The 17,645-nt window shown below is 70.1% G+C and carries 11 protein-coding genes; 8 read left to right on the forward strand and 3 right to left on the reverse strand.

What is annotated here, in order from left to right; genetic code table 11:
* Window positions 1-114 precede the first annotated feature (114 nt).
* The 8 genes from ABZ815_RS48975 (at window position 115) to ABZ815_RS49010 (ending at window position 11,830) form a co-directional block, all read left to right on the forward strand.
* On the forward strand, window positions 115-1,902 hold the full coding sequence (locus tag ABZ815_RS48975) for a glycosyl hydrolase family 28 protein (protein WP_357709285.1): 1,788 nt from the start codon (window positions 115-117) through the stop codon (window positions 1,900-1,902).
* Entirely contained in the window at window positions 1,899-2,603 is a 705-nt protein-coding gene (locus tag ABZ815_RS48980) for a hypothetical protein (protein WP_357709288.1), read from the forward strand. The genes ABZ815_RS48975 and ABZ815_RS48980 overlap by 4 nt, the downstream gene beginning before the upstream one ends.
* On the forward strand, window positions 2,600-4,402 hold the full coding sequence (locus ABZ815_RS48985) for a glycosyl hydrolase family 28 protein (RefSeq protein ID WP_357709290.1): 1,803 nt from the start codon (window positions 2,600-2,602) through the stop codon (window positions 4,400-4,402). The genes ABZ815_RS48980 and ABZ815_RS48985 overlap by 4 nt, the downstream gene beginning before the upstream one ends.
* A complete protein-coding gene (locus ABZ815_RS48990) occupies window positions 4,399-6,738 on the forward strand; it encodes a glycosyl hydrolase family 28 protein (RefSeq protein WP_357709293.1) in 2,340 nt (779 codons plus the stop codon). The genes ABZ815_RS48985 and ABZ815_RS48990 overlap by 4 nt, the downstream gene beginning before the upstream one ends.
* A gap of 20 nt (window positions 6,739-6,758) precedes the next feature.
* Complete coding sequence (locus ABZ815_RS48995) at window positions 6,759-9,257, forward strand: carbohydrate-binding protein (RefSeq protein ID WP_357709296.1); 2,499 nt, start codon at window positions 6,759-6,761, stop codon at window positions 9,255-9,257.
* A gap of 12 nt (window positions 9,258-9,269) precedes the next feature.
* Complete coding sequence (locus ABZ815_RS49000; protein WP_357709299.1) at window positions 9,270-11,354, forward strand: carbohydrate-binding protein; 2,085 nt, start codon at window positions 9,270-9,272, stop codon at window positions 11,352-11,354.
* Between the two features lie 17 nt (window positions 11,355-11,371).
* A complete protein-coding gene (locus ABZ815_RS49005; RefSeq protein ID WP_357709302.1) occupies window positions 11,372-11,509 on the forward strand; it encodes a hypothetical protein in 138 nt (45 codons plus the stop codon).
* 90 nt (window positions 11,510-11,599) lie between these two features.
* Complete coding sequence (locus ABZ815_RS49010; RefSeq protein WP_357709305.1) at window positions 11,600-11,830, forward strand: hypothetical protein; 231 nt, start codon at window positions 11,600-11,602, stop codon at window positions 11,828-11,830.
* A gap of 443 nt (window positions 11,831-12,273) precedes the next feature.
* On the opposite strand, the gene ABZ815_RS49015 is transcribed toward ABZ815_RS49010, so the two are convergent.
* The 3 genes from ABZ815_RS49015 to ABZ815_RS49025 are packed head-to-tail and all read right to left on the reverse strand — an operon-like array spanning window position 12,274 to window position 17,614.
* Window positions 12,274-13,707 carry an NAD-dependent succinate-semialdehyde dehydrogenase gene (locus ABZ815_RS49015; RefSeq protein WP_357709308.1) on the reverse strand — a complete coding sequence of 478 codons (1,434 nt, stop codon included), beginning with the start codon at window positions 13,705-13,707 and terminating at the stop codon, window positions 12,274-12,276.
* On the reverse strand, window positions 13,704-16,622 hold the full coding sequence (locus ABZ815_RS49020) for an FAD-binding and (Fe-S)-binding domain-containing protein (protein ID WP_357709311.1): 2,919 nt from the start codon (window positions 16,620-16,622) through the stop codon (window positions 13,704-13,706). The genes ABZ815_RS49015 and ABZ815_RS49020 overlap by 4 nt, the downstream gene beginning before the upstream one ends.
* Window positions 16,619-17,614: a hypothetical protein gene (locus ABZ815_RS49025; RefSeq protein WP_357709314.1), complete on the reverse strand. Its 996-nt coding sequence runs from the start codon at window positions 17,612-17,614 to the stop codon at window positions 16,619-16,621. The genes ABZ815_RS49020 and ABZ815_RS49025 overlap by 4 nt, the downstream gene beginning before the upstream one ends.
* Window positions 17,615-17,645 lie beyond the last annotated feature (31 nt).

Genomic DNA, 17,645 nt, shown 5'->3' on the forward strand with positions numbered 1-17,645 from the left:
ACTCCGACAACAACGGCGACGGCACCGCCGACACGATCCGCCGCTCCGCCATCCAGTGAAACCACCGGCGGCCGCGCCGGTGCGCGGCCGCCGGACCGATCCCAGGAGCCCTTGATGCCTCCGTCCAGAAGGGCCGTACTCAAGGCCGCGCTCCTCGCCCCCACCGCGTCCGCCTCCTTCCCGGCCTCCTCCACCGGCGCGGCGAGCCCGTGGGACCGGGTGCCCGAGATCCTGGCCAGGATCGTGCCCCCGGTCTTCCCCGACCGCACGTTCTCCATCACCGACCACGGGGCCGTCGGCGACAACACCACCGACTGCACCTCCGCCTTCCGCCAGGCCATCGCCGCCTGCAACGCCGCCGGCGGCGGGACCGTACTCGTGCCCGGGACCGGTAGGTTCCGGACGGGCAGGATCCACCTGCTGTCGAACGTGCGCCTGCACGTAGAGTCCGGCGCGACGATCAGGTTCAGGTCCGACGCGGGCTCCTATCTGCCGAACGTCTTCACCCGCTGGCAGGGCATCGAGTGCCACAACTACTCGCCCTTCATCTACGCCCGCGGCCAGACGAACCTCGCGCTGACGGGGACCGGCACGATCGACGGCAACGCGGCGGCCGGCCCCTGGTTCGGCTTCGACTCCCAGCGCGGCCCCGACTGGGACCTGCTGCAGCAACAGGCAGTGGACGGCGTGCCGGTGGAAGAGCGGCAGTTCGGCGAGGGGCACTACCTCAAGCCGAACATGATCCAGCTTTACGACTGCACGAACATCCTCATCGAGGATCTCGACCTGCGGAACCCGGCCATGTGGACGGTCCATCCAGTGCTGTCCCGAAATATCACCCTACGGCGGATCAAAATCTACAGCCGCGGCGCCATGGTGGACGGCGTCGACCCCGAATGCTGCTCCGACGTGCTGATCGAGGGCTGCTCGTTCGACACCGGCGACGACGGGACCGTCATCAAGTCGGGCCGTGACACCGATGGCCGCCGCGTCGGCGTACCGTCGACCGGCATCGTCATCCGCGACAACGACTACTACGGCCGGTGGGGCGCGATCACGGTGGGCAGCGAGATGTCCGGCGGCGTCCACGACGTCTTCGCCGAGAACAACCGCATCCACGCCGGTTCCGATTACCACAGCTTCTACGCCGTCTACTTGAAGACCAACAACCGGCGCGGGGGTGTGGTGGACGGCGTCCACGTCCGGAATCTGACCGGCGGCCCGTGCGACCGCGGCGGCTTCTTCGTCGACATGAACTACAGCCTCACCGGCCCGGGCAACGGCCCCATCGTCAACCCGGTGATCCAGAACCTCACCGTGGACGGGCTGACCATCGCCGGCTCCCCGTTCGCCGTCAAGCTGTCGGGCTCGGCCGCGAGCCACATCAGGAACGTGACGATCACCAACAGCGTGTTCACCCAGATCGACGCACCTGCCCCGCAGATCACCAACGCCGACAACGTGCTGCTCCAGAACGTCCGCATCAACGGCACCCTGTACGGACAGCCACCGCCCACAGGGGTCCGCTACGAGGCCGAGGACGCCACGATCTCCCAGGGCGCGGCCGAATCCGACCACGCGGGCTACTCCGGCACCGGCTTCGTCAACTACGACAATCTCATCGGCTCCTACGTCGAGTTCACCGTGAATGCGGCCGCGGCGGGACACGCCACCCTGACCCTGCGGTATGCGAACGGCACGACGTCCGACCGGCCGATGGACATCGCCGTCAACGGCATCGTGGTCGCGCCCGGCAAGTCCTTCCCCGGCACCGGGGCCTGGTCGACGTGGCGGACCACCGCCATCGCAGCCCCGCTGCGGGCGGGGGGCAACAGTGTCAGGGCGACGGCCGTCACGGCCGCCGGCGGCCCCAACCTCGACTATCTGGAGGTCGGCTCATGACGGGCGGCAACCTGTCACGCCGGCAGCTCGGCACGCTCGTCGGCGCGGCACTGCTCGCCCCGGCCGCAGCCCGCCCCGCCACGACGACGTCAGGCGTGGCGTGGAAGCTGATGTGGGCGCCCGAGGCGTCCATCGGCGGCCTCGACGCGTTCGAGACGATCGAGGACGATCGGGCCGGCTCGCATCCGGCCGGTCAGCCGCACATCTTCCCCGAGGGGAACAACTTCCGCTTCACCATGCACACGGTGGACCGGGACACGATGACGGACCGCCAGCGCCAGGAGGTCACCGGCACCCGGACACCGACCGGATACCTCCGGTGGCTGCTCGGCGAGACCTGGCGCGTGACGTGCTCGATGTACATCCCGAGCTCGCTCAAGGCCTCCACCACCTTCACCCACATCAGCCAGACCAAGCGACCGGGAACGGGCAGCCTTCCGATCACCGTCACGTCGTTACGCCGTGTGGACGGCGTGCAGACCATCGAACACAAGATCATCGAGGGTGACGTGCTGGTCGGCCGGGCGCCCCTGAATCCGCTGGTCGCCTCCGCCGTCTCCTTCCCCGGCACCGGTTCTTGGACCGCGTGGGCGTCCAAGAGCATCGCCGCCGACCTCGTCGCCGGTGCGAACACGATCCGCCTCACCGCGACCGCGGCCGGCGGCTGCCCGAACCTGGACTACCTGGAGGTGCTCCAATGAGACCGTCGCGGCGTGACGTCCTGCGCACGGGGATCCTCGCAGGCGGCACGATCATCATCATGTCGAGCAAGGCGCGAGGAGGGGCGGCGAGCGCAGCCGCGGGGAGCACCGCGGCGAGCCCATGGGACCGGGTGCCCGAGATCCTGGCCCGGATCGTGCCCCCGGCCTTCCCCGACCGCACGTTCTCCATCACCGACCACGGGGCCGTCGGCGACGACACCACCGACTGCACCTCCGCCTTCCGCCAGGCCATCGCCGCCTGCAACGCCGCGGGCGGCGGACGGGTCGTCGTCCCGGCGGGCGTCTACCGCACCGGCGCGATCCACCTGCTGTCGAACGTCAACCTCCAGGTGAACGGCACGATCAGGTTCCGCACCGACACCGGCTCCTACCTGCCGAACGTGTTCACCCGGTGGGAGGGCATCGAGTGCTACAACTACTCGCCCTTCATCCACGCCGACGGCCAGACCAACATCGCGATCACGGGCACGGGCACCATCGACGGCAACGCGCCCGCGGGAGAGTGGGCCTCGTGGGGGAACGGCGGCGCGGACCGGGACCAGCTCCGCGCCTGGGGCGCCGGCGACCACCCGGTGGCACAACGGCAGTTCGGCGCGGGCCACAAACTGCGCCCGAACATGATCGGGCTCTACCGCTGCACGGGGGTGCTCGTGCAGGACGTCAGCCTGCGCAACCCGGCGATGTGGACCCTGCATCCGGTGTACTGCTCGAACGTCACCGTGCGCGACGTCACCTTCTACTCGACGAACTCCCAGGGCGACGGCTGTGACCCCGACTCGTGCACCGATGTCCTGATCACCGGCTGCCGGTTCAACACCAACGACGACTGCGTCCCGGTCAAGTCAGGCCGTGACCGGGACGGACGCCGCGTCGGCAGGCCGTCGCAGAACATCGTGATCCAGAACTGCCGGTTCAGCGGTCGCTGGGGCGGCGTCACGATCGGCAGCGAGATGTCCGGCGGCGTCCGCGACGTCTTCGCCGAGGACTGCGTGTGCAACCCCGCCGACTTCCCCGGCCGTTACCCCCTCAAGTACGCCCTCTACGTCAAGACCAGCTTCAACCGCGGCGGCTTCGTGGACGGAGTCCATCTGCGCCGGATCTCCGGCAGGAACCTGGAGCGCAGCGCCCTCTTCATCACGCTGAACTACGAGACGTCCGGATCGCTGCCGCCGGTCGTGCAGAACGTCACCGCCGACGGCGTGACGATCGACGGCGCCGCGCAGGCATACGACCTGCAGGGACGCTCAAGCGACCACATCAAGAACGTGACGATCAGCAACAGCGTGTTCACCCGCGTCACCACGGCCGCTCCCACCGCCACCTACGTCGATGACCTCGTGCTGACCGGCGTCTTCGTCAACGGCAGGGACATCTCGAACACCCAGCCGCCGCCCGCGGACCGCTACGAGGCCGAGAACGCCACGATCTCGCAGGGCGTCGTCGAGTCCAACCACGCCGGCTATTCCGGGACCGGGTTCGTCAACAGCGACAACGTCACGGGAGCCTACGTGAAGTTCTCCGTCACGCTGCCCGAGCCCGGCCAGCGCCCGCTCACCATCCGCTACGCCAACGGGACCACGACCGACCGGCCCTTCTCGCTCACAGTGAACGGCATGCTGGTCAATCCGTCGGTGAACGCTCCTGGCACCGGCGCTTGGACGACCTGGGTTTCGACCTCGGCCGTCATTCCCACGGTGGCGGGCGTCAACACCGTACGGCTCACCGCCACGACCTCGGGCGGCCTGCCCAATCTCGACTACGTGGAGCTCCGGCCATGACCGTCCTGCGAAGGATTCTCCTGGTATGTGCTCTCGTCTGGCCTGGAATCCCCGCCCTGTCCGCCACGGCGTTCGCCGCCGCGGAGTTCGACGTGCGTGCCTACGGCGCGACCGGGGACGGCTCGACGAACGACGACGACGCCGTCGACCGGGCGATCAACGCCGCGAGCGCCGCCCCTGGAGGCATCGTCGTGTTTCCTCCAGGCCGGTACCGGGCTCGAACGATCCACCTCAAGTCCCACATCACGCTCAGGCTCGACGGCGGCGCCACCATCCTGGCTGCGGGAAGCGGCATGGACGTTCCCGAGGCCAACGCCAACGACGCCTACCAGGACTACGGCCACAGCCACTTCCACAACTCACTCATGTGGGGCAGCGGCGTCACCGACGTGCACCTCACCGGCGCCGGCACGATCGACGGGGACGGCAAGCTCGTCACCGGCACCCCCTCCTCGGGCCAGGCCGACAAAGCGCTGACGCTCACCGAGTGCTCGGACGTCAGCCTGTCCGGGGTCACCTTCCGGCGTGGCGGGCATTTCGCCGCGCTGATCAACGGCTGTCACGACATCGCGATCGACAACCTCACGACGGTCTACTCCAGCAGCGGCGTGCGCGACGGCGTCAATCTGATCAACAGCTGGAACGTCACCGTCGCGGGCAGCCGCATCGAGGCGAGCGACGACGCCTTGGTGTTCAAGAGCGACTACGCCCTCGGGCACACCTACACCAGCCAGAACGTCCGCGTTCGCGACACCACGGTCTACTCCCACGAGAACAACGCGCTGCAGTTCGGCTCGGAGACCTGCGGGAACTTCCGCGACTTCAGGTTCGAGCGGATCAGCGTGCTCGGCGCGGGCAAGGCCGGCATCGGCATCGTCTCCATGGACGGCGCGATCATCGAGGACGTCGCCTACGAGGACGTGACGCTCACCAAGACGACCTCGCCCCTCTTCTTCAAGATCGGCGAACGGAGACGTTGTCCTGGCTCCCCGCCCGCCGGGCGCATCAGGAACATCACCCTGACCCGCGTCACCGGCACCGACCTGAGCGCCCCCGTCGTGACCGGCACGGTCGGCGCCTCCGACTACACCAGCACCATGACGGGCACACCCTCGGTGGACATCGGTCCGGGCATCACACTCACCGACGTGGATCTCCAGGTTCCCGGCGGGCACCCCGCCTCGGAGGCCACCCGGGTCCCCGGGGAGTTCCTGACCACCTATCCCCCGCGTGATTACGGCGCACGGCCCTCGTACGGGTACTGGATCAGGCACGCCACCGGCATCACCCTCAACGGCGAGACCCGGTTCGACGAGAACGACGACCGGCCCGCCGTCATCGTCGACGACGCCTCGAACGTGGTGCTGACCGGCGTGGTGGCACAACGCGGCACCGGCAGCGCCTATGACGTGGGCTTCAGCGGCGTCACCGGGTATGCCGTGCGCGACAGCGCGAACACCGGCGGCGGGGCGTTGCGTGTGCGTCCCACGAACTCCACCCCCATACCGGGCAACCCCGTCACCCGGTACTCCGAGGCCGAGTCCGGCACGGTCACCGAGCCGATGCGGATCTCGGCCGACCCCGCGGCCTCGGGCGGCTCGTACGTGAGCGTCGCCGCAGGCAACAACAGCCAGACCAGCCCGCCGTCCACCGGCTGGACGACGCTGCCGTTCGACGTGCCCGATGCCGGCACGTTCGGTGTGTGGGCTCGCGTGATCGCGGCGACCACCTCCGACGACTCGTTCTGGGTGCGTTCCGGCACCGGGGCCTGGACCAGCTGGAACAACATCCCGCCTGGCACGGCATGGCACTGGGTGCGACTCCCGGTCACCTACGACCTGGCGCCGGGCCGGCAGAGCATCACCTTCGCCTACCGCGAGGACGGCGCCCGCCTCGACCGGGTCGTCCTGTCCAGCGACCCCGCCTTCGAGCCCGCGGACGGCCCGCCCCCGACCAGGTACGAGGCCGAGGACGCGACGGTCTCCCAGGGCGGCGTCGAGTCCAACCACCCGGGCTTCACCGGCACGGGCTTCGTCAACTACGACAACCTCACCGGCTCCTTCGTGGAGTTCACCGTCACCTCGGCCACCGCCGGACAGGCCACCCTCACCCTGCGCCACGCGAACGGGACAACCCTCGACCGTCCGATGGCCATCGTGGTCAACGGCACGGTGGCCGCCGTCCTCGGCTTCCCCGGCACCGGTTCCTGGGACGCCTGGGCAACCGCCTCGATCAGCGTCCCGCTCGTCGCCGGCGCCAACACGGTCAGGGCCACCGCGACCACCGCGACCGGCGGCCCCAACCTCGACCATCTCGACGTCGCCACCCCCGCCTAGAAGCCCGAGGAGCCCCCGTCATGTTCCGTGCGTCGTCGCGGACGGCGATGATCGCCGTGCTCGCCCTCCTGCTCATCGCGCCTGCCGCGCGGGCCGACCTGCAGCATCCACGCCAGGCGTTCCTGCGGGGCTCGACCGCCGGGCTGTTCCTGCACTGGGGCGAACGCACCTCGCCCCAGCACACCAGTTGCAGCGCCTGGGAATCCGACGTCACGAGCGGCGGCTGGACGCCGGACTACTGGGTGAACGAGGCGCTGAAGCTGCACGCCCAGTACCTGGTGCTGGCCACGTTCCACAGCAGGCTCGGCTACGCCAGGCCGTACCCGTCGCAGATCCCCGGCTCCTGCCGCACCACGCGCGACTTCCTCGGCGAGCTGATCGACGCCGCGGACGCGCGGGGCCTCAAGGTCATCAACTACATGACCGACGACCCGCAGTGGCACAGCGAGGGGTTGTCGTCGGGCTCGTGGCTCAACTCCGCCGCCTTCTCCGCCTACGTGGGACACCCCGTGGACCTGACCACCCGCGACGGCTTCGGCGAGTTCAGCTACCTGCAGTTCTTCGAGCAGATGCAGCGTTATCCGAAACTCGCCGGGTTCTGGATCGACAACGACAACGCCTACTGGGAGCGCAACAACCTCTACGCCAAGATCTACCAGCAGCGCCCCGACATGACGCTGTCGAACAACAACGAAGACACGCCGATCATGGACATGATCAGCAACGAGCAGAAGACCGGCATGACGCCGTCCTACGACTACCCGCAGGCGCTCTACACGGCGCTGCCGCGCCTGATCGAGGCCGACTTCAAGCTCCCCACCGGCGGCCCCTGGTGGTACGGCGGCACCGACCAGGCCGTGGACCGCAAGCTCACGCTCGGCCGGCTCGTCACCAACGCCGGATCGTCGGTCAAGGCGCTCATGGCCGAGACCGCCATGGTCAACGGCAGGTTCCCGGCGCAGCAGGCCGCCTTCAACACCTTCGCCGCCGGCTACCTCGACCAGATCTGGGAGTCGCTGGACGGCACCGAGGGCGGCGGCTACATGTACGGCGGCCTCAAACCCGGGTTCTGGAACGACGGCGCGCACGGCGTGACGACGATCGCGAAGAACGACCCGAACCGGCACTACGTCCACGTGCTCGCCCCGCCGGCCGGCAGCACGCTGTCGCTGCGGGACAACGGTTACGCCATCGCCTCGGTGACCAATCTGCGCACCGGCGCCCCGGTCACGTTCACGCAGGCCGGCGGCACGCTCACGCTGAGCGGGATCTCGGGCTGGGACTCCTACGACACGGTCTTCAAGGTCGTCTCCAGGGGACGGCAGGGCATCCACACCGGCGTGACAATGTCGGCGGGCTCGGCCGCCGGCGGGCATCCGGCCGCGGCGGCGGGCGACGGCGACTTCCTCACCTACTGGGACAGCGACGCCGCCGAGCCCGCGACGCTGACCTTCGACCTCGGCTCGGCCAAGCGCGTCCAGTACGTGGCGCTCAACCAGCGCGAGGACTCCACGGTCTACCCGTCCTCGGGGTCGGCGCGCCTCTCTGGTTACCAGGTGCACGTCAGCGACGACGGCTCCACCTGGGGCAGCGCGATCAAGACGGGCACCGTGCCGAACGCCAGAGGCGTGCAGATCATCGACCTGCCCGCGAGGACCGCCCGCTACGTCAGGCTCACCAAGACCGGCCACCACGGCATAGCCCGCTGGCGGGTGGACGAGGCCTGGATCGGCGAACAGTACCCCGGCGGCGCCACTCCCCCTCCGGGCCGTCACGAGGCCGAGGACGCCACCATCTCCCAGGGCGCCTTCGAGAACACCCACACCGGCTACAGCGGCACCGGCTACGTCAACGGCGACAACGCGACCGGCTCGTATGTGGAGTGGCCGGTCCAGGCGAGCGCGGCGGGACCGGCGACCGTGGCGGTGCGCTACGCCAACGGCACCACCGCCGACCGGCCCTCGGCGATCACCGTGAACGGCGTCCCGGCCGGATCCGCCTCGTTCCCGCCGACGGCGAACTGGGACACCTGGGCCACCCACGCCTTCACCGTGCAGCTCGGCGCGGGCGCGAACACGATCCGGGTCACCGCCACGAGCGCGGGCGGCAACCCCAACCTGGACTATCTCGACCTCACCGCGGGCGGCAGCGCGACATACCAGGCGGAGGACGCGACGATCTCCCAGGGAGCCGCCGAGTCCAACCACACCGGCTACACCGGCACTGGCTTCGTCAACTACGACAACCTGATCGGCTCCTACGTCGAGTTCTCCGTCCAGGGAACGGGCCCGGCCACCCTCACGCTGCGCTACGCCAACGGCACCACCGCCGACCGGCCCATGGACATCACGGTCAACGGCGTCCCGGCCGGATCCGCCTCGTTCCCGCCGACGGCGAACTGGGACACCTGGGCGACCGCATCCCTCACCGTCCCGCTGACGGCGGGCGCCAACGTCATCAGGGCCACGGCCACCACGGCGGGCGGCGGCCCCAACCTCGACCGCATCACGATCAGCTAGGGGAGGAGCCCCATGAACAGGTGGCGCGCGGCCGTCGCGGTCCTGGTGCTCGGCGCGGCGGGACTCGCCGGTCCCGCCGCGCCCGCCGCGGCCTCGGACAACGGATTGTCGATCAGGCCCCCGATGGGCTGGAGCAGCTGGAGCTTCGTCCGCCGCTGGCCGGACGAGACCAAGATGAAGGCCCAGGCCGACGCGCTGGTCAGCAGCGGCCTGGCCGCCAAGGGCTACGTGTACGTCAACCTCGACGACTTCTACCAGAAGTGCGACGCCAACGGCTTCGTCGTCGACTCCTTCGGCCGGTGGGCGGTGGACGCCGCCAAATTCCCCAGCGGCATCAAGGCCCTGGCGGACTACGTGCACGCGAAGGGGCTGAAGTTCGGCTTCTACGTCACGCCCGGCATCGCAAAGAACGCCGTCACCGCCAACAAGCCGATCGAGGGCACCTCCTACCACGCACAGGACATCGCCGACACCACCCAGACGCACAAGAACTACAACTGCAAGAACATGTACCGGCTGAAGTACTCCCATCCGGGCGCGCAGGCGTTCATCGACTCCTGGGCGAACCAGATGGCCTCCTGGGGCGTCGACTACCTCAAGATCGACGGCGTGGACGCGACCACCGTCGCCGACGTCGAAGCATGGGACAGGGCCCTGCGCCAGACCGGCCGTCCCATCACCTTCGCGCTGTCCAACAACCTCCCCATCGCACAGGCCACCACATGGAAACGGCTGGCCAACAGCTGGCGCACCCAAGGCGACGTCGAGTGCTACTGCGGCCCCGGCCCGAACGGCAGCGGCTTCCCCCTGACCGACTGGGCCCACGTCGTGAGCCGGTTCAACTCCGCCGCCTCCTGGCAGCCCTACGCCGGCCCCGGCGGGTGGAACGACTACGACTCGCTGCAGGTCGGCAACGGTGACCAGGTTGGGCTGACCGCCGACCAGCGCCGTTCGCACATGACGCACTGGGCGATGATCGCCGGCCCGCTGCTGCTGGGCACCGACCTGACGGCGCTCACCGCCACCGACCTGGCCATGCTGACCAACGACCGGCTCATCGCCGTGGACCAGGACGGGGTGGCCGCGCAGCGTGTCGTCAACAGCGGCGTCAACCAGGTCTGGCGCAAGCGGGAGGCGAACGGCGACTACATCGTGGCTCTGTACAACACGGGCACGTCGGGCAGTTCCACGGTGAGCGTCACCTGGTCGCAGGTCGGTTTCACGGGCTCCGCCGACGTCACGAACCTGTGGTCGGGGGCATCGGAGGGCACGGTCGCCACCTCGTACGCGGCCACGCTGCGCCCGGGCGAGACCCGCCTCATCCGCGCACGTCCCACCTCCGCCGCGCCCCGGTACGAGGCCGAGGACGCCTCGATCTCGCAGGGCGCGGTCGAATCCAACCATGCCGGGTACTCGGGCACGGGTTTCGTCAACTACGACAACGTGACCGGCTCCTACGTCGAGTTCACCGTCCAGGGAACCGGCGGCCCGGCCACCCTGACCATCCGCTACGCCAACGGCACGACGGCCGATCGCCCGATGACCGTCACCCTGAACGGCGTGACCCTCACCCGCGACTTCCCCGGCACGGGCTCCTGGGACACCTGGGCGAACGCCACGTTCACGCTGCCGCTCGCCACAGGAGCGAACATCGTCCGGGCCACGGCGACCACCTCGAACGGCGGCCCCAACGTGGACTACCTCGACATCGCACCGAGCTCGGCGGACTACCAGGCCGAGGACGCCACGATCTTCCAGGGCGCGGTCGAATCCAACCACATCGGCTACACCGGCACGGGCTTCGTCAACAACGACAACGTGACCGGCTCCTACGTCGAGTTCACCGTCCAGGGAACCGGCGGCCCGGCCACCCTGACCGTCCGCTACGCCAACGGCACCACCGCCGACCGCCCGATGGACATCGCCGTCAACGGCACAGTCGTGTCAGCCGGGCGCTCGTTCGGCCCGACGGCGAACTGGGACGCCTGGGCCGACAGCGCCCTCACCGTCACACTGAACGCCGGTCCGAACACGATCCGCCTGACCGGTGTCACCGCGAACGGCGGCCCCAACCTCGATCGCATCACCCTCACCTGACCCCCGGAGGAAAGAACGTGCTCTCATCCCGATTACGCACCCTTGTCCCGATCGCCGCCACCTGTGTCATCCTGTCCGCCCTGGTGGCGCTGCCCGCCCGCGCGGCGACCGTACGATATGAGGCCGAGAACGCCACCAACGCGGCCTGCCAGTAGGAGTGGAACGGTGAACCGGGTTTGGTGTCACATCTGTTGACACTGTAGGTCTGACCAGGTCAGTCTTGCCCGGTGGCGGATTCTGAGGGTGTGGCGTTCCTGCGTGCTGCTGTTGATCGTTTTTGCCGGGAGGTCGCCGATCTGGCGCCTGCGGTACGGCTGCGCCGGTTGGCGGAGCTGCGCGCGATGCTGGACGAGGTGACCGATGCGGCGCTGATGGTCGCGATGGCGGATGCGCGGGGTGAAGGGTGGGGTCTGCGCAAGATCGGTACGAGTGCCGGGATTTTGGGGGACGCCAACGCAGGATCGTCGCTGGAGTGACCGGGAAGATTTTCGTCCACTGGTGGCGGCAGTGCGTGGGGCTCATGTCGCGACCCCGCAGGAGGCCAGGGTTGGACTTCGACGGTACGCCGCGGCGCCCCCTTCCGAGGATCACGACCTCCACCACTCGAGAAGGCCCTGATGACCGCCGACCAGCCCATCTGCTGCCCTACCTGCAAGGGCGTCCTCATCACCCAGCGGCGAGGCGGAGGATGCGGCTGTCGCCCGTGACCAGTTCGCCGCCGTTCTCCCCATCCGCGAACGTGTCCTGGGCGTCGAGCACCCCGACACCCTGAACACCTGGCAGAACTTGGAGTGTCGTCAACCAACGTGGCACCAGCCGCCATATAGGCCCTGAACTGGGAAATCAGCTTCCCGGTTCCAGCCCGGCTCGCCTTGTCAGCTGTTCGAGGAGGTTCCTTCGCAGCGGTCTGACGGTGCCATCAGGAACGGGGAATGGCCAGATACTTGCTCTCCAGATACTCCTCGATCCCGGCTCGTCCGCCTTCTCTGCCCAGGCCGGAATGCTTGACGCCGCCGAAGGGAGCCCCAGGGTTGGAGACCAGGCCGGTGTTGACGCCCACCATGCCGACGTCCAGCGCCTCGCCGAGCCGGAAGGCGCGGTCGAGGTCCGTGGTGAACACGTAGCCGACCAGTCCCCACTCGGTGTCGTTGGCCAGCCGCACGGCCTCCTCCTCGTCGTCGAACGGGATGATCGGCGCCACAGGGCCGAAGATCTCGGTGGACATCAGCGCGGCGTCCGGGGGCACGTCGGCAAGCACCGTGGGGGCGTAGAAGTAGCCGCTGCCGCTGAGCCGCGATCCGCCCACGACGACCGACGCGCCTCTGCCTACCGCGTCGTCCACCAACTGTTCGACCTTTTCCAGCCCGGCCCGGTCGATGAGCGGCCCGACCTCGGCTCCTCGGGCCGCGCCGTCGGCGACCTTGAGCGCCGACAGGCGCTCGCCCAGCTTGGCGCTGAACTCGCCGGCCACGGACCGGTGGACGAAGAACCGGTTGGCGGCCGTGCACGCCTCGCCCATGTTGCGCATCTTCGCGGTCACGGCGCCCTCGACGGCGCGGTCGAGGGCAGCGTCCTCGCAGACGAGGAAGGGCGCGTTGCCGCCCAGCTCCATGGACGAACGCATGACGTTCTCGGCGGCCTGGGCGAGCAGCAGCCTGCCGACGTCGGTGGACCCGGTGAAGCTGATCTTCCGGGCGATGCCGCTGCTCATCCACGGGCCGACCACGCCGCCGGGGTCGGAGGTGGTGACGACGTTCAGCACTCCCGCCGGCAGTCCCGCCTCGGTGAGGATGCGGGTCAGGGCGAGTGAGGTGAGCGGCGTCTGCTCGGCCGGCTTGAACACCATGGTGCAGCCGGCGGCGACGGCCGGGCCGATCTTGCGCGCGCCCATGGCGAGCGGGAAGTTCCACGGGGTCACCAGCACGCACGGCCCGACCGGGCCCTTGGTCACCAGGATGCGGGTGCGTCCGTCTCCGCTGAGAGTGTGGTCGCCCCCGATCCTGACCGCTTCCTCGGCGAACCATCGGAAGAACTCGGCGCCGTACATCACCTCGCCGCGCGCTTCGGCCAGCGGCTTGCCCATCTCGGCGGTGATGAGGGCTGCCAGCTCGTCCGCGCGGTTCACGATGATCTCGTAAGTGCGGCGCAGGATCTCTCCGCGCTCGCGCGGCGCGCTCCGCGACCAGTCGGATTGCCGTGCGCCCGCGACCTCGATGGCGCGGCGGGCGTCGTCGCCGTCGCCGTCGGCGACCATGGCGATGGTCTCGCCGGTCGCCGGGTTCTCTACGGCGAAGGTCCGCCCGGATGCGGCCGGGCCCCACGTGCCGTCGATGAACAGGCCGTGCGTGGTCATGGGTGGTGCCTTTCTTCTGGAGCGGGGTCGAGCAGCTCGGCCAGGTGCATGGCCGTCCTGCCGGGGTCGAGCTGGCGAACCTGCATGTGGCAGCTGAACCCGTCGGTCAGCACCGGCAGGCCGGGCGTGTCGCGCAGGGCGGGGGCCAGGGACTGCTCGGCGACCCGCATGCTCATCTGGAAGTGCTGGGCCTCGAAGCCGAAGTTACCGGCCACGCCGCAGCAGCCGGCCGACTCTCGCGCGACTGTGACGCCGGCCGCCTGGAGCGCCTGGCGCTGGTGGGCCGCGCCGAGGACCGCGTACTCGTGGCAGTGGGTCTGGACCGCGACGCCGTCCGGCGCCCGGTCGGCGGCGGGCCGGGGCCGCCAGCCTGCCGCGGCCAACTCGGTCACGATCGCCGAGAAGCCGCGCACCCGGGCGGCCACCCTGCGGGCGGCCGGGGTGCCGACGAGCTCGGGCAGGTCCTTGGTCAGAGCCGCCGCGCAGCTCGGTTCGAGCACGACGATGGGCCGGTCGGTGCCGTCGTCGAGGAGCGCGACCGTCCGGCTGAGCCGTTCGGTGGCGGCGCGCAACTGCCCGGTGGAGATCCACGTGAGGCCGCAGCATACGTCGCTCCGGCATTCGACGAAGTCCGCGGCGGTGCGCAGCACCCGCGCCGCCGCACCGGCCACGTGCGGGCGGAAGCCCTTGGTGAAGCTGTCCACGACCAGCACGAGCCCATCGCGCCCGCCGGACGGGTCCGGCGGGCCGAGGGCCCGGCTCAGCTCTCGCTTTCCGGCGAAGCGGGGCAGTGCCCTGCCGGGCGCCACGCCGCCGAGCCGGGCCAGGTGCGGTCCGAGCCGGGTGGCCAGCAGCGCGTTCACCGCAGGTGCGAGCCGTCCGGTGACACGCAGCCACCGCGGGAGCCAGCCGAGGCTGTAGTGGGAGACCGGGCGTGGCCGGCCCCGGTGGTAGTGGTGGAGGAACTCGGCCTTGTAGGTCGCCATGTCGACCCCGGTGGGGCAGTCGCTGGAGCAGGCCTTGCAGGACAGGCACAGGTCCAGTGCCTCGCGCGCGTCTTCCGAGCGCCAGCCGGTGTCTCCCCTGAGCATCTCCTGCAGGACCCGTGCCCTGCCGCGGGTGGAATCCTTCTCGTCGCGGGTGGCGCGGTAGCTCGGGCACATGAAACCCCCGCCGGTGGTACGGCAGCGGCCCACCCCCACGCAACTCTGGACCGCATGGGCGAAGGGGGCGACGCTGTGGGCGGGAGCGAAGTCGAAGGCCGTCTCCCAGCCCCGGTCCGGCACCTCGGCGAGTGCGAGCTCGCCGGTCGGGCTGCCCGCGCGCACGATGGTGCCGGGGTTGAGCAGCCCGTCGGGGTCCCAGAGGTCCTTGAACTCCTCGAAGGCGGTGATCATCTCGGCCGAGTACATGAGCGGCAGCAGCTCGGATCGGGCCCGTCCGTCGCCGTGCTCGCCGGACAGGGAGCCGCCGTGGGAGACGACGAGCTCGGCCGCGGCGCGCAGGAAGTCGCGCATCACGCGCCTGCCCTGGCTCGTGCGCTGGTCAAAAGTGACCCGCATGTGGACGCAGCCGGCCCCGAAGTGCCCGTACATCACCCCTCGCAGCCCGTGTGCGGACAGCAACTCGCGCAGGTCGGCGAGGTAGGCCGCCAGGCGTTCGGGTGCGACGGCCGAATCCTCCCAGCCCGGCCATGACTCCTCACCGGGCCACGACTCATCCCGCGACGGCTCGTCTTGCGATGGCGGTGGCAGTCGGCTGGACAGCCCGGCGCCGTCCTCGCGCACCCGCCACAGCGAGGCGCGATCGTCGGCGCTGTCGACCACCCGCCCGTCGACCAGCCGTCCCGCCGCGACCAGGCGGCGCATCAGGTCGGCGGCGGAGTCGTCGACGGCGGCGAGGTGATCGCCGTCGAGTTCGACATACAACCACGCCTCGCCCTCCGGCAGCCCGCTGACCGACTCGTGCCCGCGCCGCCGCCGCATCGTGTCGACGATCACCCGGTCCATGCCCTCCACGGCGGTGGGCCGGAACTGCAAGATCGTCTTGACGTCCATGGCCGCCTCGACCACGTCCCGGTAGCCCAGGCACAGCAGTCGTGTCGCGGGCGCCACCGGGACCAGCCGGACCGTGGCGGCGACCACCAGCGCGCACGCTCCCTCGCTGCCGACCAGGGAGCGCGCCACGTCGAAGCCGTTCTCCGGCAGCAGGTGCCCCAGGTGGAAGCCGGACACCTGGCGCGGGATCCTGCCCAGCTCGGTGCGTAGGGCGGCCAGGTGGTGGCGGGTCAGATCGCCGAGCCCGGCCGACAGCTCTGCGGCCCTGCGGGCGGACGCCGTGTCGCCGGGGTCGGTCGCGGTCAGGCCGCCGCGGTGCGCGGTCAGGCGCAGGCCGTCGGCGGTCACCACGTCCAGCGAGAGCACGTGGTCGGACGTCCTGCCGTGCCGCACGGAGCGGTTGCCGCAGGCGTCGTTGCCGACGGCGCCACCGATGGTCGCCCTGGTCCTGGAGGAGGGATCGGGCGCGAACGTGAGCCTCCCGCAGGTGGCGGCCTCCGCTTCGCGCGCCAGGTCGCTGAGTACGACACCGGCCTCCACGCGTGCGGTCGCCTGCTGTTCGTCGATCTCCAGGATTCTGTTCAGGTACCGGGAGAAGTCGATGACGAGCCCAGGGCCGATCGCGTTGCCCGCCATGGACGTGCCGCCGCCGCGGCCGGTCAGGGGCAGGTTCGCCGCGTGGCACCGCTGTGCGATCAGGGTCACCTCGCCGGCGTCGCGGGGGAAGGCGACCGCGGCGGGCCGCACGCGGTAGTTGGACGCGTCGTAGGAGTACTCCGCGATCCGCCGCTTGTCCGTCTCGACCTGGACCCCGTTCTCCCGCAGCGCGGAGACGGCGGTTGTGACGGCGTCCATCATGTGCCCGCCAGCGCGCGGCGCGGGTTGTCGATCATGAGCTGGTCGAACTCCTCTTCCTCCAGGCCTGCGGCGACCAGGTGCCCTCTGACAGTGGTGAGCAGGTGGGTGAGCCCGACCCCGCCCTCGTCCGGCCAGTCGGCGGTGGTGCACAGGTCGTGCGAGAGCAGCAGCCGATCCAGCCGTCCTGCCCTGGCGAAGCCCAGGACGCGGGAGGCCAGGTGGTCGAGGTCCTGCGGGCGGCGTGAGCGCAGGTTGTCGAACTGCACCCAGGCTCCCCTGGCGGCCAGATCGAGCGCGTACTCCAGAGGCGCCTTCACCGTGTCGACGTGACCGATGATCACCCGCTCCGGCGGCACCCCCTCTTCCCCGCACAGCAGGTCGAGCTGGACCAGGCCCACCGGCCACCGCGCGGCGTGCGTGGTCACCGGGACACCGGTACGGCGGTGCGCCCGGGCCGCGGCGCGGAAGGAACGTTCCTCGGCGGCCGACAGATACCACTTGTCGGCGCCGATCTCGCCGATGATGCCGGCGCGTACCCCCCCGGTCCCAGGGATGCCCTCCTGGATGTCCCGGACGAGCTCGTCGGCGATGCTGTCGGCGCAGTGCCGGTCGAACCAGTCGCGGTCCAGGTAGGGGTCGCGATAATGGCCCGTTCCCAGCACCAGGCGGACGCCGGTCCTGGCCGCGACCTCGGCCAGCGCGGTCACGTTCGCGAGGGGGCGGGCGCTGCCGGACGAGCAGCCGGTGCCCGCCTCCTCACGCGTGTGGCAACCCGCCGGGTCGGGGGCGGCGCCGTCGGCCAGCTCCGCCACGGTCAGCTCGACGATGGTGCCGCCGCCCGCACCGGCGAACCTGCCGACCTCACCTACGATCATGTCCAGGTCGTTGACGAGCCCTGCTCGCCGCTGTTCTCGCATCTGGTTGATGAACAGGTGCTCGTGCATGAGGGTGACGCCGAGGTCGGCGGCGGGAACGGGGCCACCGATCGTCATGACCGTCTCACCGGCCGGCGATCCGGGTGTC

Source organism: Nonomuraea sp. NPDC047529 (assembly GCF_040642995.1).
Classification (GTDB): Bacteria; Actinomycetota; Actinomycetes; order Streptosporangiales; family Streptosporangiaceae; genus Nonomuraea.